This window comes from Microcoleus sp. CAWBG640 (assembly GCF_020883015.1).
In the GTDB taxonomy this organism is placed as follows: Bacteria; Cyanobacteriota; Cyanobacteriia; order Cyanobacteriales; family Microcoleaceae; genus Microcoleus; species Microcoleus anatoxicus.
In genome coordinates this window covers 1-21516 of record NZ_JAHRFC010000022.1, presented here as the reverse complement: position 1 = coordinate 21516, position 21516 = coordinate 1, and the positions used below count along the sequence as shown (strand labels likewise).

The 21516-nt window shown below is 43.8% G+C and carries 16 protein-coding genes and 1 pseudogene; 5 read left to right on the top strand and 12 right to left on the bottom strand.

What is annotated here, in order from left to right; all coding sequences use genetic code 11:
• Positions 1-3 precede the first annotated feature (3 nt).
• The 3 genes from rfbD to AAFP11_RS13565 all read left to right on the top strand — a co-directional run bounded on the left by rfbD (position 4) and on the right by AAFP11_RS13565 (position 3855).
• Positions 4-876 (top strand): dTDP-4-dehydrorhamnose reductase, encoded by an 873-nt coding sequence (gene rfbD / locus AAFP11_RS13575; protein ID WP_341737542.1) that lies wholly within the window; start codon positions 4-6, stop codon positions 874-876.
• 195 nt (positions 877-1071) lie between these two features.
• Complete coding sequence (locus tag AAFP11_RS13570; RefSeq protein WP_341737541.1) at positions 1072-2823, top strand: hypothetical protein; 1752 nt, start codon at positions 1072-1074, stop codon at positions 2821-2823.
• Between the two features lie 57 nt (positions 2824-2880).
• Positions 2881-3855, top strand: a complete 975-nt coding sequence (locus tag AAFP11_RS13565; protein ID WP_341737540.1) for a glycosyltransferase family 2 protein — start codon at positions 2881-2883, stop codon at positions 3853-3855.
• A gap of 46 nt (positions 3856-3901) precedes the next feature.
• Here AAFP11_RS13565 and AAFP11_RS13560 read toward each other — a convergent pair whose 3' ends face one another.
• The 7 genes and pseudogenes from AAFP11_RS13560 to AAFP11_RS13530 all read right to left on the bottom strand — a co-directional run bounded on the left by AAFP11_RS13560 (position 3902) and on the right by AAFP11_RS13530 (position 12372).
• Positions 3902-5746: a DUF6798 domain-containing protein gene (locus AAFP11_RS13560; RefSeq protein ID WP_341737539.1), complete on the bottom strand. Its 1845-nt coding sequence runs from the start codon at positions 5744-5746 to the stop codon at positions 3902-3904.
• 7 nt (positions 5747-5753) lie between these two features.
• Positions 5754-7925 carry a hypothetical protein gene (locus AAFP11_RS13555; RefSeq protein ID WP_341737538.1) on the bottom strand — a complete coding sequence of 724 codons (2172 nt, stop codon included), beginning with the start codon at positions 7923-7925 and terminating at the stop codon, positions 5754-5756.
• 39 nt (positions 7926-7964) lie between these two features.
• Positions 7965-9077: an SGNH/GDSL hydrolase family protein gene (locus AAFP11_RS13550; protein WP_341737537.1), complete on the bottom strand. Its 1113-nt coding sequence runs from the start codon at positions 9075-9077 to the stop codon at positions 7965-7967.
• Positions 9078-9097: 20 nt separating this feature from the next.
• Positions 9098-10192: an ArsA family ATPase gene (locus AAFP11_RS13545; protein WP_341737536.1), complete on the bottom strand. Its 1095-nt coding sequence runs from the start codon at positions 10190-10192 to the stop codon at positions 9098-9100.
• Positions 10193-10337: 145 nt separating this feature from the next.
• A complete protein-coding gene (locus tag AAFP11_RS13540) occupies positions 10338-10538 on the bottom strand; it encodes a DUF2862 domain-containing protein (protein WP_341737535.1) in 201 nt (66 codons plus the stop codon).
• A gap of 188 nt (positions 10539-10726) precedes the next feature.
• A complete protein-coding gene (locus AAFP11_RS13535) occupies positions 10727-11665 on the bottom strand; it encodes a glutaminase (RefSeq protein WP_341737534.1) in 939 nt (312 codons plus the stop codon).
• 80 nt (positions 11666-11745) lie between these two features.
• Positions 11746-12372, bottom strand: a pseudogene (locus tag AAFP11_RS13530) (IS607 family transposase).
• 581 nt (positions 12373-12953) lie between these two features.
• Between AAFP11_RS13530 and AAFP11_RS13525 the strand changes: the two are divergent.
• Positions 12954-13304: a hypothetical protein gene (locus tag AAFP11_RS13525; protein WP_341737533.1), complete on the top strand. Its 351-nt coding sequence runs from the start codon at positions 12954-12956 to the stop codon at positions 13302-13304.
• A gap of 36 nt (positions 13305-13340) precedes the next feature.
• On the opposite strand, the gene AAFP11_RS13520 is transcribed toward AAFP11_RS13525, so the two are convergent.
• Both AAFP11_RS13520 and pap read right to left on the bottom strand, forming a co-directional pair.
• A complete protein-coding gene (locus AAFP11_RS13520; RefSeq protein WP_341737532.1) occupies positions 13341-14333 on the bottom strand; it encodes a YdcF family protein in 993 nt (330 codons plus the stop codon).
• Between the two features lie 166 nt (positions 14334-14499).
• Positions 14500-15987 carry a polyphosphate:AMP phosphotransferase gene (gene pap / locus AAFP11_RS13515; protein ID WP_341737531.1) on the bottom strand — a complete coding sequence of 496 codons (1488 nt, stop codon included), beginning with the start codon at positions 15985-15987 and terminating at the stop codon, positions 14500-14502.
• 518 nt (positions 15988-16505) lie between these two features.
• Here pap and AAFP11_RS13510 point away from each other — a divergent pair.
• Positions 16506-17465 (top strand): GNAT family N-acetyltransferase, encoded by a 960-nt coding sequence (locus tag AAFP11_RS13510; protein WP_341737530.1) that lies wholly within the window; start codon positions 16506-16508, stop codon positions 17463-17465.
• 170 nt (positions 17466-17635) lie between these two features.
• On the opposite strand, the gene AAFP11_RS13505 is transcribed toward AAFP11_RS13510, so the two are convergent.
• The 3 genes from AAFP11_RS13505 to AAFP11_RS13495 all read right to left on the bottom strand — a co-directional run bounded on the left by AAFP11_RS13505 (position 17636) and on the right by AAFP11_RS13495 (position 21198).
• Positions 17636-19144 (bottom strand): hypothetical protein, encoded by a 1509-nt coding sequence (locus AAFP11_RS13505; protein WP_341737529.1) that lies wholly within the window; start codon positions 19142-19144, stop codon positions 17636-17638.
• Positions 19145-19149: 5 nt separating this feature from the next.
• On the bottom strand, positions 19150-19545 hold the full coding sequence (locus AAFP11_RS13500; RefSeq protein WP_341737528.1) for a hypothetical protein: 396 nt from the start codon (positions 19543-19545) through the stop codon (positions 19150-19152).
• 321 nt (positions 19546-19866) lie between these two features.
• Positions 19867-21198 carry a CHAT domain-containing protein gene (locus AAFP11_RS13495; protein ID WP_341737527.1) on the bottom strand — a complete coding sequence of 444 codons (1332 nt, stop codon included), beginning with the start codon at positions 21196-21198 and terminating at the stop codon, positions 19867-19869.
• Between the last annotated feature and the right edge of the window lie 318 nt (positions 21199-21516).

Here is a 21516-nt window from a genome sequence, read left to right as displayed (position 1 = left end):
ATAATGAAAATCTTACTCACAGGTAGCGGCGGACAACTCGCCCAAGAATTGCAGTCAATTTTATTGTCTTCGGGAGAAGTAATTGCAGTCGATCGCACTCGCCTCGATTTGTCACAACCCGAAAGTATCCGTCAAGCAATGGCTGAAATTCAGCCAGATTTAGTCGTGAATTCCGGCGCTTACACTGCTGTAGACAAAGCAGAAACCGAACCAGAATTAGCACAGGCTGTCAACGGCATTGCCCCTGGCATTATTGCCGAAGAATGCGAAAAACTGCGATCGACATTGATTCATATTTCGACAGATTATGTATTTGATGGCAGTCATGGTTCTCCCTATCGAGAAACTGATGCTACGAATCCCTTGGGAATTTACGGCAAGTCAAAATTAGCTGGCGAGGAAGCAATTAGACAAGCCGGAAATCGGCATATGATTATTAGAACAGCCTGGGTTTATGGCAACTATGGCAAGGGCAATTTTGTCAAAACTATGTTGAGGTTGGGAAAAGATAGGGAAGAAATTCGGGTAGTCGCAGATCAAATCGGAAGTCCTACATGGACTGGGGATTTAGCTGCGGCAATTTCGCAAATTATTCCTCAGATTAAACCAGAAACTTTCGGAACTTACCAGTATACAAACAGCGGAGTTTGTAGTTGGTATGATTTTGCGATCGCCATTTTTGAAGAAGCCGAAAAACTTGGATTTCCCCTAAAAGTTAAGCGTGTAATTCCGATTACCACCTCGGAATATCCAACACCTGCAAAACGTCCAGCTTTTTCCGTTCTTTCTAATGTGAAAATATCAGGAATTCTAGGCGCGCATCCTCCTTATTGGCGGCAAGGACTCCGCCAAATGCTGGCAAGAGAAGTGAAGTAAATTCCGGGGTGAGTTTTGTAGGGGTAGCGCCCCCGTGCCTACCCCCACCCACAATCCCACAAGAGGGCAACCACGGGGGGATTGCCCCTACAGAGAATGAAATAGCCCCGCTGTAAGTCCACACCATTTGTGTTTCTCAATTAGATGAAAATCAATCCACAATATGTTTTAATTTCTGCATCAGTTCTAGGGATTATGATCCCAGCCTCATATATTTTGTACCTGATATCGCAAGCTGGAGACTTGTCTAATTTTGACTATTGGTGGATGACTTGGAATTTCTATTCAGTCGATGGTTTTTCTACTAATCCTTTTAATTGGATATTTCGGGCCAACGAGCATTTTGTGTTGATTCCGGCAATTATCTATGCCTTGAATATAGTTATTACCCAAGGTTCAAATATTGGCTTGTGTTTAGCTGGCTGGTTTTTTGCCTTGATTCAGTGCCATGTATTAATTGCTTTGCTACCGTTAAAATTAAGGCATTTTCCGCTGCAATTTATCTTAGTTGTAGTGGGTATTTCTATTTTTAATTTTACTCCGGCTGCGGCTCATAATTGGATGCGCGGATTTAGCGGTGTCCATTGGATAATTGCTAATTTATTTGTGATTTGTTCGATATTTTGTTTGCAATCTTATGCGGCAGTTTTGTTGAATAAGAGGGAGGCAGAGCCTCCTGATATTCATTCCCAGGCAGAGCCTGGGAACGAGGCTGTAGGGCCAGTTTCCCCGCCCTCAACCTTACAAAATAAGTGGGTAATTGGCAGTATCATTTTTGGGATTTTGGGTTGTATTAGTTACAGCACTCCTTTAGCTTTGTGGCCGATATTGTGTGCTGCGGCGGTTATTATGCGGTTTCCACGGCAAGTTACTTACTTATATTTTTCTGCTTCAATTGCGGTGATTGGCACTTATTTTTTAACTTATAAAACTCCAACTCATCACCCTTCTTTAACGAAAATAAACCCCCTTAAAACCCTCGAATATATTCCCACTTATTTAGGTGGAATCTTTAGTGAGAATGTGATTATTGCATCGATTATTGGTATAATTGGTTTGATAGCAGTAACGGGTTTTGTAGGTTATTGGTTGTTTGACAAAAAGAGCGATCGCACCGAGTGGCTACCGTGGCTATCCATCCAGATTTACACGCTACAAACGGCGTTAATGGCCGCCGTTAGTCGATCGGGCTTTGGAGTCGAACAAGCCACAGCTTCGCGCTACGCCACACTCCCAGCACTGTTTTGGATGAGTACATTTGTGCTGACAGTATTGTGCGTGCGGCAGTTACAACCAAGTCCCAGAATGCAAACACGTTGGCTGACACCACTCTTAGGAATCGCCACAGTTGCAGTCATTTTAATGTACGGTGTGGGAGGAGAGACCGCAAGTGCGATCGCCCGCAGAGCAACCTATCAACCCTTAGTGGCATTATCATTACAATTAGGCATCACCGACGTAACCTTAATTAAAGAAAAAATCGGCAATAGACCGGCCGCTTTCATCGGGTTAATCGATGCCTTAAAAAAGCACAATTTAGTACCATTTAACCGAGATGTCAAAAAGCACAACTTCTGTGCAGCATTAGATACTAAAATAGATGCAAATTTACTGTCAGTCCCCAAAGATGGAGTACCAGGATACTTTGATATAGTCACAAAACTTGCACCCAGCGCAGCCAGAGTAATTGGCTGGGTAGGAGACCCCGAAAACAATGTAAAATGTATAGCCATTCTCAACCAAGAAAACGTCATTCGAGGTTTCGCCATGTCAGGATTTCCGCGCCCAGACTTAGTAAACTTGTTTGGGCCAGCCTACAAATCCGCAGCTTGGAGAGGATACATTCAAACATCACCAACCGACAAATTATTAACAGCATACGCATCATTTAAAAACCGCGAAGGCTGGATAGCTTTGCGAAATTCTCAACCTATCAAGAACAACTAAAAAAACCTCTAAATTGTCCCTCTCTGCGTTCTCTGCGCCCTCTGTGGTTAAAAAATCATGCAAAAAGACCTCAGCTTCGTCATCCCAGTTCACAACGAAGAAGCTACCCTAAAAATACTATTTGAAAAAATCCAAATAGTCATGTCCCAAACAGGAATTGACAGTTACGAAGTGATTTTCATCGACGATGGTAGCCGCGATTATTCTTGGCGAGAAATCGTAGATTTAGCCAAGAATAATCCCAAACTAATTAAAGCGATTAAACTGCGTCGAAACTTTGGCAAATCAGCCGCCCTTGCTGCCGGATTTCGCAATTCAGCAGGGAGAATCATCTTTACCCTCGATGCCGACCTCCAGGATGATCCGGCGGAAATTCCCAGATTTTTAGACCACTTAGAATTGGGATTTGATTTGGTTTCTGGTTGGCGAAGAAAGCGGAATGACCCAATTTCTAAAACTTTACCTTCCAAGTTATTTAATGCTGTGGCGTGTTTGATGACTGGCGTACAAATGCACGATATGAATTGCGGTTTTAAAGCTTATCGCAAGGAAGTTTTAGCATCGATTAAATTGTACGGGGAATTGCACCGTTATATTCCAGCTTTGGCGAACAATTTGGGCTTTAAGATTGGGGAAGTGGTTGTCGAACACCATTCACGGAAGCATGGTAAATCTAATTATGGTTGGGAACGTTATGCGCGGGGTTTTATTGATTTGTTGACGGTGTTGGCGACGACGCATTATTTGCAGAAACCTGGTCATTTGTTTGGAGGTTTGGGCTTATCTTTTGGCTTGATTGGGTTTGTTTCCCTTGCTTATTTGATTGTTATTTGGTTTTTGAATTTGCTTGGGATGAATTTTGGTCCGATCGGGAATCGACCTTTGCTATTTTTTGGGATTTTGTGTACAATCCTGTCGGTACAGTTGATTTCTTTGGGGATTTTGGCGGAGTTGATGGCGCGGAATGTGGATGCTGATTATGTGGATAAGCAGATTTGTGAAATTATTGATGATTCTGATATCGATGTTTAACCGCAGATAAAGGCAGATTAACGCAGATTAACGCAGATATTTGGTGTTATTTGATTTTATACAGTATCCATTTGCCTTGTTTGTCGGCGATTTCCCCTTGAATATTTGGATGCCAGTCAGTACGAGTTAGGATATAATCGGCATGATATTTTCTGGCTACTTGGACTAAATCGGCACTGTTGCGACGGCTGAATAAGTCATTTCCACCCCAAATCATTTGCGGATTTAAGGGGACTCCTAATACAGTTTCCATCCGATTTTGCCATTCTTTGATGCCTTTTTCTGTTAAGGGAAAGTTTTTGAAGTTGACTACAACTGCCCTTTGTGAAAAGTATTGAAAACTTGTGACAGATGGCGGAATTAATATGAGTGCATCTTGATTGCTGCTTTGTGAGAAACGTAAAGCTAATTGGTTTAAGTCGTCTGTGGGAACGGCATTGATATTGACTCTGGTTTGAAATATCTCTAACATTGGTTTGGGGAGAATTCCGGCGATTCCCAAAACTAAGATACTGGTAGTTAGCAAAGCTAATAAATTCGTGAAAATCTGTTTTATTGCTGTAGAAGTTGTTAGGTTTTCCAGGATGAAAGGAAAGGCAATAATTGAGAAAAGAACTGGCATACTAATTAGGCGTTCCATTATTTCTCCTGAATTAGTCAGGGGATATATTAAGCTGAAAGTTAATGTTGCTGCTGTGAAAATCCACGGCAAAATCGTATAACGTTTGGGGATTGTATATTTTTGGGTTTGGCAAATTGATAAAAATACAAATAATGCTAAAAATAAAATACCTCGGTTGGGTAAAGTGAAAATAATTAATAGCAGCAAACCAATAGCTAACTGTTTTGCTTGGTAAAGTCTATCCACTAGCAAACTGACAGCGATAAAGATAATTATTTGGGCAAAAGGTACGGTTCTAGCTAACTGGAGTTTGGCAATTAAAGCCACTGGGTAAACTTCGACAAATAGGTAATTTAGCAGCAGCGCCAAAATTGATGTGCCAATAATTATCGCAAAGTTAATTTTGTCTTCTTTTCGTAGTTCATTTGTATTGTTGATGCAGAGTAAACCGCCAATCATCAAAGATATAAAATTTAACCAATTGTTGCCGACATTCCAATTTGATGGTAAGATATGGTGAGGATTGCGGATGTTCGCATGGATGTATACAAAGTCGGCATTATTCATGGTGTGAGTGCCCGTAGTGCCTGTTAGCAACATCGGTAAATATACGATACTTGCTAATGTGGCTAAAATTGCGATCGCCAAAATTGCATTTTTGAACCTTCGCTGTCTTACTGATTCAATGATTAACACAGGCATCATCATTAACCCAGGCAAAAAACCCACTAAGAATTGCAGCAAACAAGCTAGTCCAAAAAAGAAATATCCTGTCAGCCATTTCTGACGCAAACTAAAGTAAATCCCCCAGATTGCAAACCCCATTGCAAAGGTACTAGGTACTGATTTTGTGGAAAATATCAGCGTGTTACCAACATCTGTAAATGATGATGCTAAACATAGGAAAGTCATGGCTGCGGCGGGAAGTTTGGCATTCGTATATATGTTGATAATGGCATGACAAGCTAGGACAACTGAAGCAAAGGCTAGGAATTGATAAATAAAATGCACGAAAGGAATACTTAATCCTAGACTTGCCAACAAATAAATGATATGATAATAGTAATATCTGGGATTAAATTTAACCATTTCCTGAACATGATAGTCATTTTTGTATAGTTCAGGATTTAGGAGATGTTGGATTTGTGGCAATTCGGGAAAGTTGCCTCCTATGGGGAATTTATACCCTACTGCTATCAACGAACCGATGATGACAAAGGTATAGATGGATAAGTTAAAATACCAGTCGGATTTGTGAGGTTTCTGCATTGACGGTTCAACTTTTTGGCGCTGATATAGCTAAATTGCTAATTTCTAGTTGACATTGGTTGGTTAAATCTTGTTTGTTGGTACTCAATACCTCAAGTAGTAGATAAGTTGGGTTTTTTCCCTCAAGTAATAGATTTAATTTTGGGGAAGCCGTGAGATTATAGGCTGTTTCCGTGGAGTTGATTAATTTACCTTGATTGTTCCACAAAGTCAACCGCAGGGAAACTCCCTGACATTGTTTGTTAGGTAAATTAAGTTTGCCTAGGATTGTATTTTTTGCGGAAAGGGAACCTAAATATAAAAAAGATGTATCAATTTGCTGGGAATTTTTAATGGGATGAGTTACAATATGATATAAGTTATGAGCTTCTTTGGTAACAGAATAATTAGGGCTGGTGTAAACAGACTGATTTAAGCTGATCCAATCTAATTGAGTGCCTGGTTTTTCGCCTATTTGCTGCTGCATAGCGTGAAGGGTTTTGATGGCTGTCGCGATCGCACTTGGACGCATTCTCTGATAAACTCTGACTATGACACCGTTTTCTAGCCGAAACTGTTCTGGTAAAAGCTGGAAATCACGAGAAATTTCCCAATTTTGAATAAAAGCATCATAAACAACTTTAACAACATCTTGTTCATGCGATCGCAAAACCTGTTCATCACTCAGCAAAACTTGCTGAAAAGGCGTAGCAACCACCACATATTCGGAAATCAACAACTCCGGTAGCGGGTAAGTATCGCGAGAGTCAATTAATGGCCTACCAAGAGTGTTTAATTTCCACCAACCCTCCGGCGGGTTCAACTTACGGTTAGCCTGTTTAAGAATATTAGCATTAAAACTATTAGAAGCACCAGCAATATAAATCGGTTCCTGATTCGGTGCTATTTTTCTCAGAAACTCTACTAATTTTACCACTTCGCCGTAGTCCGATCGCACTAATGGCGCAAAATTCCCCATAAATATCCCAGACAAACCGAATTTCAGTGGAATCAGCCCCAAAAATGCGTTGATACTCAGATACAAACCAGCCATACCCAGCATCAGATAGCGGACTTTTCCTTGGAGTGTCAGCCAAGTTGTCCAGAAAAATGCCGATAATCCTAAAAGTGCGATCGGTGTAACATGAATTGTATAGTGCAAATAGCCATAACGCAAGACCAACAGCCATTCAATCAGTGACAAAACCCCAAATATCCCAACAAAAACCACAGCCTCACCAACCAGAATCCCCGTCATCATTCCCGCCGAAAAACCAATCACAACCAACAGCCAAGTTCCCAAACCATAAAAAGAAGCATAACGAGTTAAAATATCAGGAACCGACAAACTCCAAGCCAAATATAAATTGCGGTAATCAACCGTCAGAGCACTGCGAGTAAAATCTCCCGCCACCAGCATTAAAACAGCCAAGCTAGTTGCCGCAATCAAACCCAATTTAACACCAGAAATTAACAACAAAAATATAGCTTGACTTTGCCTACTTTTATAGGTTAAAATAAAATTGATTAAATACTGAAATATAGCAGCACCAAAAAATGCGATCGCACTATAAGCAAAATGCCGCCGAAACAAAATAGCCATAGCCAGCGAACAGCCAATTAACGGGATTTGCCACCAATATTTCAGCTTAACATCGTGCAGATAAACTAAAATTGCCCAAGCTACAAACACACATCCACCAGTATCGAGATATCCCCGCAAAGTCGGAATCCAACTCATCGGAATTAGTAAACTCAGCAACACCGTTGACCAAAACACCCTGCGAGGATAAACAGGAATTAATTTTACTGAAATTGCCCCCAACAACAAACGAAATGGCACTACATAAATTAGGGATACACTGAGGATATAACTCAATCTAGAATCGCCAAATAATAGCAAAAACGGCACTAAAGGCAACGAAATTAATAGATTTTTTTCATTCGCAAGGGATTTGACAACTTCCTGTATCGCTTTGTCTGGAGATTCCCGAAATGAATTAGCAAGACCGATTGTAGCATTATTATAACCAGCATAATCCCACCAATAAAAAGTATGTTCACTATAAACGTAGATTGAAGTTACTGCGATGGTTATGACCAATAGTAATAATAATAAAGTAGCGTTAATCGCAAATTTTGAATATAATTTATTCTGGATATAATTCATCTCAAATCCGTCAGTATCAGAATTATTCATCTCTCTTCCTCTGTGTCCTCTGCGCTCTCTGCGGTTAAATCATTCCAAATTTTGCAAAAAACCTTCCAATTTTTGTGCATATTGCCGATTAGCGATCGCACTTGGATGCAAATCATGAGGTAAATTATTATTAGCCGGTACTTTCAAATCAACAGAAATATCCACCGTCGCAATACCATCCCGATTGAGCTCCGCCAACATCTTAGCAGAACCAGGGTTAATTCCCGCAACCACCAGCTTCACCCCATTCGCCTCAGCCAAGCGGTTAAACTCCACAATAATTGCCTTAGAAACCTCGTGGCTGCGGTAAAATTCCTCCTCAAATTGATTGTAACTAACCTCCAGAAAATTGACTAACGCCGAAACCCGCATCAACGGCAACTCCTGATACTCAAGTTTTACCATATTGTAGCTAAAACCCTCTTGTTTATTCAGCCTAGCATCAGGTTGGAACAGAATACCGAGTTTATTCCAAGTAGCCATTTGCTTTCTTCTCGCCCTCGAAAAGGTATTGCGCCTGTCGTGAAATCCCGCATAGGAAATTACCACAACTTTAGGTTTATTTCCTTGTTTAAGTGCTTGTTTAAACTGAATAAGTGAATGTATGGTTCCATAGCCGTTAACCCCAAAATTTACTATTTCATATTGTGGTAATCTCTCTTGTAACAACCAAGCATAAGTTTCCCGATCGTTCAATGACCAACCGTAGGTAAAAGAACAGCCAAATATCCAAATCTCTGGCTTTTTTGACTGTAAATTGTAAGTATTGAGAGGGTGAGTTATTCTTAAACTATTATTGAGATGAGTTGCATTAAACGAGTAATTGCCGTTAAGTGTTACTTGGAATTTTCCCGGTAAATGTTTGTAGCCCAGTTCAGAATCCTTAGTGAAAAAGTTACCTTTAGGTTGAATAGCAACATCCACATTTTCTATTTGTAATGGTTTGTATCCCGCAACCCGTAAGACAAGTTCCGCACTACCTACAGATAGAAGTATTGGAAAAATTAGATAAGTGATTAATCTGAAAGCAAGGTTCTTTGCAATATTTTTGTTCATACTTTTGAACGAACCGCGAAGACACAAAGAGCGCGAAGGAAGAACTATATCTTCTTCTTTTTCTTCCTTCGCGTCCTTCGCGTCTTCGCGGTTCATTTAATCTTACGACCTAACTGTTAAAAAGACACAATCAAATAACTGTTCAGGAACTTAGCGCCTGTAACAGATTTTCCAGTTAACTGCGGAGGTAACAAAATATTGCGCCGCTGATCTCCTGCTTCGATCGTCACTTCTGGCCCCGATTGAATCAATTTAATTTCTTTCTTGTCAAATCCGGGCAAAAATAAACTAACTTGACGCTGTGCAATATTAATCTCGATCGGCTTAGGAGCACTTGTCGCCTCAGCAAAATCTGGCAAAGCGTCAATTAGCCCTTGCCAATTATTCTCACTATGGGCCGGCACCGAAACTGCTGTCAAGGGATCAAAATCAGCGGCAATAGTTTCTGTAACAGCTACTTGATTGAGAATCACACCGCCCACAGTCAAACCAATCTGTTGAGAACTACCCCAAAGATAGCGGGCCGTGGCGATCGCACTTGCATCCCCAGTCGTCACCAAATAAGCCGCCGCGCGGTTTGGATTTGCCAAGATTTCCTTGCCTTTATCCAAAAAATTATCGACTTGCTGAGTAGACTTAGTGGCATTGTCCCCCGACATATCCACAGTTAACACCGTACTCACCACCGGTTGAATAAACGGCGACAAAGCTTTACCCAAATCGGAATCTACCAAAGCTTTACGGAATCGGCGGATGTACCAACTCAGAATTTCCGGCATTCCCAGCATCCGCAGCGTATCCATGCCGCCGGTACCATCATAAACGATCGCATCATATTGTTTGCTATCGTCATATTCCCGCAGTTCGTTCAGGGCTAAGGCGCTGTCCATTCCCGGCAACACCCCCAATTCTTGGCCATAAATCTGCTTAAAAAAGGGTGTGCGGACATATTGGGCTTCCAATTGTTTAACCTCGTCCCATCTACGTTCCAGCAGTGGCGCACTTTGCACCTGAACTGCTTTGAAATTCGGGCTGATTTCCTGGGGAGTGGAAGTTAGGGGAGTTCCCAGCAAAATCCCCAATCCCGGTCCTGGATCTTGACTCAGCAGCAGAACTCGCTTGCCTTGAGCCGCATATTTCTTAGCAGTTGCGATCGCGATCGTGCTGCGGCCAGTGCCGCCTTTGCCCAAAAATGTCAAAATCAAAGCCATTTTCTGTTCTCACTGCCAAAGCTTACTATTTAACATTTAACCGCAACTTTCAGACGGAGTGGGGGAGTGGCAGAGTGGGGAAGAGGAGTTCTTCTTCCTTCCCCCCTTGGGGGCAGTAGGGGGGGCTTCTTCCTTCTTCCTTCTGCTAAACAGCTTCCAGTTCGTCTTCAAAAAACCAAGTCGCAAAACCGTCAAACTTGACAACCACCCCTACTCCACTGCCGTCAACCATTCTGAAACCGTCAACAGTGCCTACTGGATTAGTTTTCAACTTGCTCACGATATTTGGAGGTATCCGATCTCTGAGACGGCGCACCTTAACTTTCTGTCCTACTTCTATTGCCACGCTAAAATGTTCTCCTGCTCTATATTACCTATATTCCACAGTCCATTCTACCGTTGCCCGTCTACATCGGAACAGCTCTTTTCCCTGAGTCCTCCCCGCAAAAAAAACTGGTTTCTTGCAAAAATTGTCCTTTTTTCCACCAATCCTGACCCAGAAGCCTGGTTTTTGGTATCCCAGGGTCAGCCTGTCTAGTCAAATACACTCAGTCCCAAAGATTTCGCTATTCGTTCCAACAGAAATAAGCCACCTACAGAATTTCCCTCTTTGTCTAGGGGCGGACTGTAACAGGCGATCGCCCCTACACCCGGAATCACCGACAATACAGCCCCGCTAACTCCCGACTTCGTAGGCAATCCTACTTGCAACGCCCAGCGTCCCGATGCTTGATATAAGCCACAAGTTGCCATCAATGCTTTGACAGTGCGGCCGTGTTCTGCCATGGTGCGATCGCCCTTAGAGACCAATAGCATTCCCAGCTTAGCCAAAGCAGCCACATTTCCCGACAAACAACAGACCCGATTGTAGGTTTCCAAAGCAATTTCAGCATCTTGAATCACACCGGAATTTTGCATTTCTAACGCCAGGTTCCGATTATTTTGATTCGGATTTTTCCTCACGGAATCTAACATTAATTCATCCATAAATAACTGAATATTTGCCTTGAGATTCAGCCAAAGCAGCAGGTTTTGACAGCGAAGAACCGCATTTTCACCAGGGAGCAGAGATGCCAGGGCGATCGCCCCGCTATTAATCATCGGATTTCTCGGCTTCCCCAGGTCTATTTCCAGTTGAGCCAGGGAATTAAAAGGCAGTTCCGAAGCTTCGCAGCCAACCCTCTCAAATACCGCTGTTTCACCCAATTCACAAAGCAGATAAAGCAGCACAAATGGCTTGACTACGCTCATCAGCGGGAATATTTTATCTGCCTTGCCAAAGCCCCAAAAATCACCATAAATTGACCTTATTTGCACGGCAAACTCTCTTTTATCGGCTTGAACGAGCAGGGGTATGTACGCGGGTATTTCACCGGACAGACTGCGATTAATGGCCTCTGTGGCCCATGCTGCCAGTTGTTCTGGTTGCAGGCAAGATAGTTTGGTTGTGGGTATTTTCAAAGTAGGTGACATATTTTTTCAATCTGACAGCAAGTGCTGATAGCCAAGACTTCCATTTTTGGTGCAGTCCCAGCTCAGGATAAACCCGAATCTTAAGTGTTTTGTTGGGCGACTTCTTCTCCTTCTTGTGCCTCGGATTCGACTTGTAACTCCTGCTTGATTTGGTTTTCCAGCCTTCTGATGGAGTAAAGTCTGCTTGAAAAACTGTGGAGGATTGCGACGATATCTTGAACGAGTTCGGCGTGTGGAGAGAGACTGATTTGGTTGAGAACCACGATTTGGCAGTCAAATTGCTCACAGAGCCACTCGATAATATCAAATCCGAACCTTGCAAGTCGGTCTTTGTGGGCAACCACAATAACTGCGATATCGCGGAGCAAAACTCGTCCCAAAAGGGTGATGAGTCCTTTCCTCCTAAAATTGAGTCCTCCTCCCACTTCCTTAACGACTTCAGCGCCCCTTTAGAGCGTTGATAGTCGTTCAACTTGTCGATCGAGGTCTGCCTTTTGAGGTCGGGTAGAGACGCGAGCATAGATAACAGTGGCGCGTCCTCCCTCTGGTTCTGATTCTTTTTTGATGAACTTTTCGATGTCGTACCGTCTTTGACCTGACGGTGTTTTGATTGTGTTGATTTTACCTTCTGCTTCCCATCGTCTGAGGGTTCGGAGGCAAACTCCCAAAGTGTTAGCTGCTTCATTTGGTTTCACGTATTTTGCCATATTAGTATTATGGCTCACCATGTACGCATTGTTCAGTCTTGTCCAATAAATTAATGATTAGAGGCATACCGATCGACTCACATCTTGCACCATTCTCATGCATCCTGTAGGGGCGGGTTTTACCAACAATAATTGCCTAAAACCAATAATCTCGTAAACCCGCCCCCACCCAACGGCAAATCGCCATCTACCTCTTTGCCTGGTAATGCAGATCCATCGGCTCTGCCTCCAATTTTCCTACTAGAAGAGCGAGGCAGAGCCTCTGGACATCGGTTCCCAGGCTCTTCCTGGGAACCAGTTAAACCAGTTAAAAATAAATTTTTGTAGAAAAACCCGTATTTTGCATAAAAACCAGCCCTTGCTCCCGATATATAAGTAGCAGCTTCAAAGCAAAGTTGTCAACCGACAACAACCAGCACTAGCTGGAAATGCCTTCAGGTTGTCATTTTCAATACCCAGCAAGGGTTAGGGGTACTTCTTTAACTTAATTCTCTCAGAGTAATTCAGAATCCTTCCCGAAAACCCCCCGAACTTCTGAGAAATTACTATCCAACCGTATCTACCAAAAACAGGACACAAAAATGGCAGACGAAGCACCTAAACCAGAACCCGCAAAACCAGCTCCCATGATATTTAAGGGTGTTTGCAACGACGGAGTTCTCAAAGGCAAAGAGATTGAAGGCAAACTAGACATCAAAGTCAACGTCGAGTCAGTCAAAGCAGTAGAAACAGCCAAGAAACCACCAGCCCCTGGATGGGAAACAAATATTTTTTGGGTGCTGTTTTTATTAGTTGCCAACTTAGCAGCAGGCGATCCGATCGGTATGAGAAAATATAGCTCCCCACAAAGGTCTCCTTCTAGTCAGATGTTAAACCAATCTGGGGAGCAGTCACTGTTGGCTAACCACACTTCGACACTTCGACTAAGTTGAGTGTCCCCCTGCGCTCAGTGACCGTTAGATGCCATTTTAGGCGCTAGGAGCCAGCCAGCCACGCAAAAAGTAATAAAAAGACCCAAGATATTCATCGAATACTCGCGTCGTAGTTACCAAAGCTTCTGCGCTGGGCAGAAAATCAGCCGCATCTATACGCAACCTAGACTTCCCTCCTGATGTGGGTTGAAAAGTGTAGAAATCCGTAGCTCTCGGAATCACTCGGATTCCCACATCAGCAAAAGCTAGACTAGCACGGCGCATCTGAATCGCAGAAGTAACAAGCAGTACCTTCCGTTCCACGCCCCGACTATCTAAAATTTTTCTGACTTCTTCAGCGCTGGTGCGTATGTTCCTACCGTTCTCGTCGAGAATGATGCTGCTGCGAGGAACACCCATGTTGCTTGCCAGCAAAGTTTGGATATCCTTAGCTTCGCCAGTATAACTCTCTAACTCCGGTCTAGGCCCTGCGGTAACGATGACCAAAGGTGCCAATTGCTTCCTGTAAAGCACAGCAGCATAGGGCAAGCGATTGCCTGTATCTGTCAGTTGAATAGACACCCGGTTGGGAATATGTGGCTGAGTCGTGCCCTTACCCAACAGGACGATGGCCGCAGCAGTTTCGTCGCAGCAAGTTGTGTGGACAGCCGCTGCGGCTTCCCGTTCTGCTTGGTCGGCGAACCACAACGCCACAACGGGCATACTCGAAAGAATCAAAACTAGCAGCGCAGCCAGAATCATTCTCGGTGCCGGGTTGCGGATGCCACCGTTAGTGATCAATGCCGATGCAATCACCAGCAACGTAATCGAAAAACCTAGCGGCTTAAAGAAGAAAGCCACTAATCCGAAAATCGCTGCTCCCACGGGCGTGTCGGGGGCAAAAAAAGCCAGCAGCAGAAGGCTGATGAGCAATAAAACGCGCAGCCGGTCTAATAATGGATTGTCTTTGCCTCCTGACTGATCCCACCAAGATTTGACCAGTGAGAACAACAGGAATAGAAATAGAATTCGAGCTAGCAGTACAAACATCTTGCAATATTGTCTGTATTTAGTTAGTGGGTAATTGATAACTGGTAATGGTTGATTGGTAATTGGTAATGAGTCGAGCATAGTCAGGGAGAATTGACAATTGAAGCCTTTTGCCTGCTACCTGCTATTTTTTCCCCTTACCTCTCACCCATTCACCGCTGCCAATTTATCGGCGTTTCAGTTGATTCCGAATTGCCTGCGTTACCGTTTGAATTACTTTAACACGAGCATAATACTTGTTATTGGCCGCAATTGGTGTCCAGGGAGCAGTGGGGGTACTCGTGCGCTGAATCATTTGATTCACAGCGACTTCATAAAAATTCCACTTTTGGCGATTGCGCCAATCTTCCTCAGTCAGTTTGTATTGTTTAAAGGGATTATTTTGTCGTTCTGTAAATCTTTTTAGTTGCTCGTCCGGGCTGATGTGTAGCCAAAACTTAACTAAGACACAACCGTAACTGGTGAGTTGCTCCTCGAATTCGTTGATTTCTTGGTAAGCTCGACGCCATTCCGGTTCGGTGGCAAATCCTTCGACTCGCTCGACCAAAACTCTACCATACCAACTGCGATCGCAAATGCTAATTTTCCCCGCCGTTGGTAACTTCCGCCAGAATCGCCACAGATATTGGTGAGCTTTTTCTTCCTCTGTCGGTGCCGCAAAGGGATTGACTGTATAACTGCGGGGGTCTAGGACATCCGTCAACCGTTTGATTGCTCCTCCTTTGCCCGCAGCATCCCAACCTTCAAACAGCACTAACACAGGTATTTGATCTTCGTCAATACTTTGTTGCAATTTGCCAAAACGGGTTTGTTCTTCCCGAAGTTGCTGTTTGTACTCTTCTGGGGACAGCGATTTAGTTAAATCTACTTGGGCGAGTAAGTTTGGTTCCGTAGGTTGTAAGTGTTCTTGATGTGGCAATTGTATCGGTGCTGATTGCATCGTTTGTCTGTCTAAAGCTTCTGTAATGGTTGAGGCCATTTGCGTTAAAACCTTGACTCTCCCCCAACGTTGACAGTCACCTTCTACTAAGGTCCAGGGTGCCGGCCCCGTGCCGGTTTGGGCAATCATTTCTTCGGCAAAAGTTTTGTATTCTGCGTATTTTTTGGCTTGTTTCCAGTCTTCGGGGCGCACTCGCCAAGCTTGTAGGCTGTCGTCTTCTAGTTTTTTGAGCCGATGTTTGAGCTCTTTTTTGCTCAGGTGTATCCAAAATTTGGCAATTGCTGCGCCGTCATCTACCATCTGGCGCTCGAAGGCGTTGATTTGTCTGATGACTGTGGGTACTTCAGCGTCTGATAGGCGATCGAACAATCGGTCTTCTAAAACATGAGTGTACCAACTGTGATAGAAAAAACCAATCTGGCCGCGGGCGGGGAGTTTTTGCCAAAACCGCCACAAAAAAGGATAGCCCAGCTCTGCTGCTGAGGGCGGCCAAATCGGGTGGACTGCAAACCCCCGCGGGTCCATATAGCCCACCATTTTTTTGACTAGGGCTCCTTTGCCCGCCGCCGCCCAACCTTCGAGCACAATGATGATGGGCAGTTTTTTTTCCCAGCAAGCCTGTTGGAGCGATCGCAACTGCTGCATTAAAACTTCTATCTTGGGATCATAGGTTTCTTTGTCCAGGCAGATATCTAAATCGAGGTTGTCGAGCATATTTACCTTCTATCAGTCAGAAATTATAGTTTAACGTTAGTTTAACGTTTGGCTAAATATCACCATCGTTAATAATAGCAGCACTCCCCTGATGGAAAACTTGCCAAAAATAACCACTATGGTTATAGTTGAATTAGATAGCAAAAGTAAAAATCAACGACCCAGTGGGGGTGACAACTTCTTTACTTAGCTTAACCAAGTTTATTCAAACGATAGTTACTCCAGCACCAAGCTCGGTAACGCCAGAGAGCGCTGATTAAATCTAATACTCACATCCAAAACTAACCCAAAAGGGCCAACCTATTTTTATGATTGCGCTATGAGATAAAACCTGAAAGCCTGGGTGATATAAACAGGTTTCTGAGTTTTATCAACACCATTCTCCAAACTACTGTCATTGCTTATAGAACAGGCATCTTACCTGTTACTGACATTTGTGAAAAATGTCCTAATTCCTGTACTCATTTGTCAATACCCACTAATAGCAACATTCCGAATTTACGGATTGTAAGTTTTTTATGACTACCTTAAAAATGCGCTCCTACCGGGGCGAAACCGACTGGTGCGCGATCGCCCATTTGATCGACGCTTGCGAAGCAATCGATAAACTCGGCGAAGAAGTCTCCGCAACGGAACTAAAGCTAATCTTAGATGCACCCAAACTGGACAAAGCCCGCGATGTCCAATTGTGGGAAGATGGTAACTACAAACTTATCGGTTTGGCACTTTTAGATATGCCAGATTCCCCCGATGAAATAGAAGCTTGTCTCTGGTTTTACGTCCATCCCAATGTACGGGGTCAAGGCTTAGAAAAAGACATCATTAACTGGGGAGAAACACGGCTGGGCGAAGTAGGAAAACAACGGAATTTACCAGCCAAATTACGGATATATAGCCGTGAGGATCAAACCGACGAAATTATACTATTTGAAAAACAGGGCTTTGGAGTCGATCGCTATTTTTGGACCATGGCCCGATCGCTTTGTGATCCCATTCCCACACCGGAATTCCCCGCAGACTTTGCGCTGACACACGTATCAGGCGAAAAAGACATCGAACCTTGGGTAGAGATGTTCAACCAATCATTCATCGATCACTGGAATCACCACGACTTAACGGCGGAAACCGTGCGTTACTGGATGCAAGACCCCAATTATCAGCCAGAATTGGACTTAATTGCCATTTCGGGCGATCGCAAATTTGCAGCTTTCTGCGACTGTCAAATCAAACCCCAAAAAAACCCCAATAGCGACACAAAAAACGGCTGGATTGAATTATTGGGTACGCGGCGCGACTATCGGAAAATGGGTTTAGGAAAAGCCATGCTACTGGCTGGTTTGCATAGGTTAAAAGCCGCCGGTGCAAATACAGCCAAACTCAGCGTCGATGCTGACAGTTTGACAGGTGCGACAAAGCTTTATAAATCAGTAGGTTTCCGCCAGATGGAAACCTGGATAGAGTGGGCTAAGGTTGTTTGATAGTGCCCAGAAACCGGGTTTTTGCGACAGACTTGGTGACAACTCCCAAATTCAGCAAAAAACCCGGTTTCTTAGATTGTGGGAGAGTGCCCAGAAACCGGGTTTTGGCGACTGATTGGGTGACAACTCCCAAATTTGGAAAAAACCCGGTTTCTTTAGTTTTGATGCGCTTAATCCGAACCAGGTGGAATTGCTTCGACAGATGAGGATTGAGCCTTGAGATGGCGCTTCGTGAAAAACCAAGCCAACCATCCCAAGCCACCACCGCACAAACAACTAACTACAACCGCGACAACGAAAGGATGCGGCGGTAACAAAGGATGTTGGGGAGAGGGAAGATCCCAAGGTTTTTCAATCAATGGGTAGCCGGCGGCGAGGATTCCCGCAAAGCCGACTCCGACACCGATTCCGGTACCGACTGATTGAATCGTATTTTCTAAATCCCGATCGCGCTTCTTCTCACCTTTCTCACTATTCTGTAAAGTTTCTTGTAATTTGCGATCGGACTCAGCTTGGTCAATGTCCACCAAACCGCGAATACTAGAAATAGCTTGATCCAGTAATTGAGAACCCGGTTTAGAATAATTCAAATCAGCTTGAATTTGCAACTTAAAAGTTTCGCTTTCCCGTTCCGCAAACCGACCAAATATATCCAGTTCATCCTTGACTTGACCTTGCAAACGATTCAATTTCAGTTGATAATTTCGGGCATGAATATTCAGAGTATTCAAACAATCTTCAAGATTCCGCAGTTGTGAAGTATATTTCGGAACAGTTTTCAATAGTTCCTTGAGTTGACTTTTTAATGTCGCCAAATCCAAATCACCTAGCAATTTTGACTTGCTTTCAATTTCTTCTCGGATTAATTTATCGAGTTGATCCGAATATGTGCGACTCTTTTGGAAAACATTGGTGATTTTATGATAGTATAAGAATAGTTCCGGCAAATCCCAATATATCTCCTTGAGTTGTTCCGAAGTCGCATCAGAAAAGTAGAACAGCACAAGATAGCGAGTTTGCGACATTTTCGGTCGGCTAAATTCCAAAATACAACCATCTAAGAAATTATCAGCTTGATAAAAATCAGGAAAAACACCACCGAATAATTGCTTGAGCAAATTTTCCCCATGAGTTTTTAAGTCTTCTGGGTTAGTTGGTTTCGAGACAGACACATAAGCCGTGATTAGGAAAGTTTGTCCGATAAAATGCGCGTCGTTTTGGAGAGTCAAACATTGATTCGGGTTGAATTCGCCAACTTCACTTAATTTGACACCATCAAAACCTTCAGATTGCGGACGAAAAATATTAATTAACAAAGCGTAGGTATCGCTGAGTTTCTTTGGATAAACCAACAAACGATATAAATATTTAGGTTGAATCGGATTTTGGTTTTTATCCTTACTAGAAAGCAACAAGAATTGTCGCGTACCTGGTTTGCCGCTAGTCAGTAATTCACAGTTATCGGAGTTAGGCAAATTTTGCCGAACCTGTGGGAATGAATCGGGAAACTTCAGCTTGTCACTAAAATTATCCTTTAAGATTTTCTCATATTTGTACTGAAAAGTTTGGGGAGATTCATTGATGAGTTCTTGGGAATCTAAATATGAACCAGATTGCAGGGTGAATGCAAACAAGCTAACATTTAAGGCATAATAAATTGGATCGGATTCGTTGGACATTGCGGTTAATCTGGTTCGGGATTACTGGGTAAATCCTGGTTTGGCGGTTGCTGATTTTCCTGAATCACCTTTTGGATTCTGTCCCGATTCCGAATAATCTCCGCGTCACCATCTGGGGCTGGAAGCGGAATATCTATGTCATCGTCACCAACCATATCGCAGCGAACTTTTGACACAGCTTTCAATGCTGGATAAATTTCTGGATATTTTTCGCACCAATCTAGAATCGCTAAAGCAATTTTATTTGGCTTATTAATTGTATTTAACTCTAAATTGAGTTGATTGAGGTCTTGCCAAATCGCAGCATTAAATAGTTCGCTTGTTTCCTTCTTGGCTTGTTCCACTTCCAGCAAGGTGAGGAAGTCGAGAATCGTTGCTGAAGCATCAGAGATATCGTTCATTTTCCTAAGTTATTTGTGTGTTGAAAAATCGTCATTAATATCAAATTTGGTAGCATTGGAGATGATTTTGGGGGGTAGGGAAACGGCATTGCCCATTAGTGTCAACTTAAGCCTGAAAGCCGTGAGAAATCTGGTTTTTACCTGAGTCTAGATCCCCCTAAATCCCCCTTAAGAAGGGGGACTTTGAGAAAGTTCTTGTCCCCCCCTTCTTAAGGGGGGTTAGGGGGGATCTAGGCCTAATCGTCAAACAGCAGTCTCTGACTACATTTGGCCTTAAGTTGACACCAATGGGCATTGCCGTGTCCTCCTCTGCCATGTTGCTTAGATACCAATCGCACAGAATGCAGCCCAATATTGAGGATCAGCAAAAGGTGGATTCGGAAAACTCCGACGCAACGAAATATCAATATTATCAACTCGGTCTTCTTCCATGTTCACCTCATTTTGCAACCAGACCAAAAAGTCTTGGCGTGTAATCGTTCTCAACCAAATTTGAGCAGCTTGCAAAGCTTGACAAACCGACAAATCTTGGTTGTTCAGATTTTGATAAAAACGAATCATCAGAAAAGCCGTCGAAAAATCGCTGACACGCCATAAACTACTAACCACATTACTAGCACCGGCATACAGAAAACCGCTAGCTAAACCAATATATTCATCGGTGACAACTCTAGTCACCAATCCAGTTTCGCAGGCCGAGAGACTGACCAAGCGACACAAAGGCAAATCCAGACTAGCAAAAATTTCCTTGAGTGTCAGGCATTGAATATCAGTCCGAAAACGCCGACCATCACGCAGAGTAACATAACCACGAGCCTCTTCCTCTACATCTTGCTCCCCCCTTGCTAAGGGGGGCTGGGGGGGATCGGAGGGAGTCTGAGGTGGTTCTAAATAGCTTTTTGGAAGTTCCGCAGAGATTTCGGGAAGTTCCACAGAGACTTCAGAGAAATCGCCAGCGAAAACCAAACCCGAATTCAGCGGATTCGCCGAGTTGAAACTGCCGTGACAAGAGAAATGGGCGTAGTGGGAATCACTTAATTTTTTGAGAGTGGCTGCGGAATTAAAGGCGACTTTGGTAGCTTGGCGGCGCTTCAAAATGTGGGCGTGGGGATTGAAGCGGCGGGAAATCTCTTCAACTTCAATTTCGGTGTAGCGCAGGTCTTCCGTGGGATTCTGGATGGCGAACAGAGGCAAAATATCATTGAGGGGTGGGCGTTTTCGTTGATGCAAACGTTCCAGAAATTGGCTGCTGGGGCTGTATTGGATGCCGTTGGTATAAAGGTCAAGCCAATAGCCGGTTTTGGTTTCGCCGTTGGGGAGTTTTCGGGTTGCTGGTAGGGCGTGAAGCGGTAACAAATGTAAGTCGCGGTGGGGAATCAGGATTAGTTTTTCGATGGTTGGGGGTAAAGCGGCCAGGATTTGGTTGAGTTGCAGGGATGCGGCTAGGGTGACTAGGCGGTGGCTGAGGGCTTCGCCCCAGGTGGGTTTGCCGTAGTCGCTGAGGTAGGTGGCGATGTCGGTGTTGAGTTGTTGATGTTGTTCGGGGGTGAAGGCTAGGTGTTGGATGTGGAGATCCCCCCCTAGCCCCCCCTTAATAAGGGGGGGGACTGGAACCTTCCCCTTACCAAGGGCGGGAACGGAATCTTCGCTCAAAGTCCCCCTTCTAAAGGGGGATTTAGGGGGATCTCCGGCGCTAACAAGGGGGGCATCTTGTTCACTCAAAGTCCCCCTTCTAAAGGGGGATTTAGGGGGATCTCCGGCGCTAACAAGGGTGGGATCTTGTTCACTCAAAGTCCCCCTTCTAAAGGGGGATTTAGGGGGATCTCCGGCGCTAACAAGGGTGGGATCTTGTTCACTCAAAGTCCCCCTTCTAAAGGGGGATTTAGGGGGATCTCCGGCGCTAACAAGGGTGGGATCTTGTTCACTCAAAGTCCCCCTTCTAAAGGGGGATTTAGGGGGATCTCCGGCGCT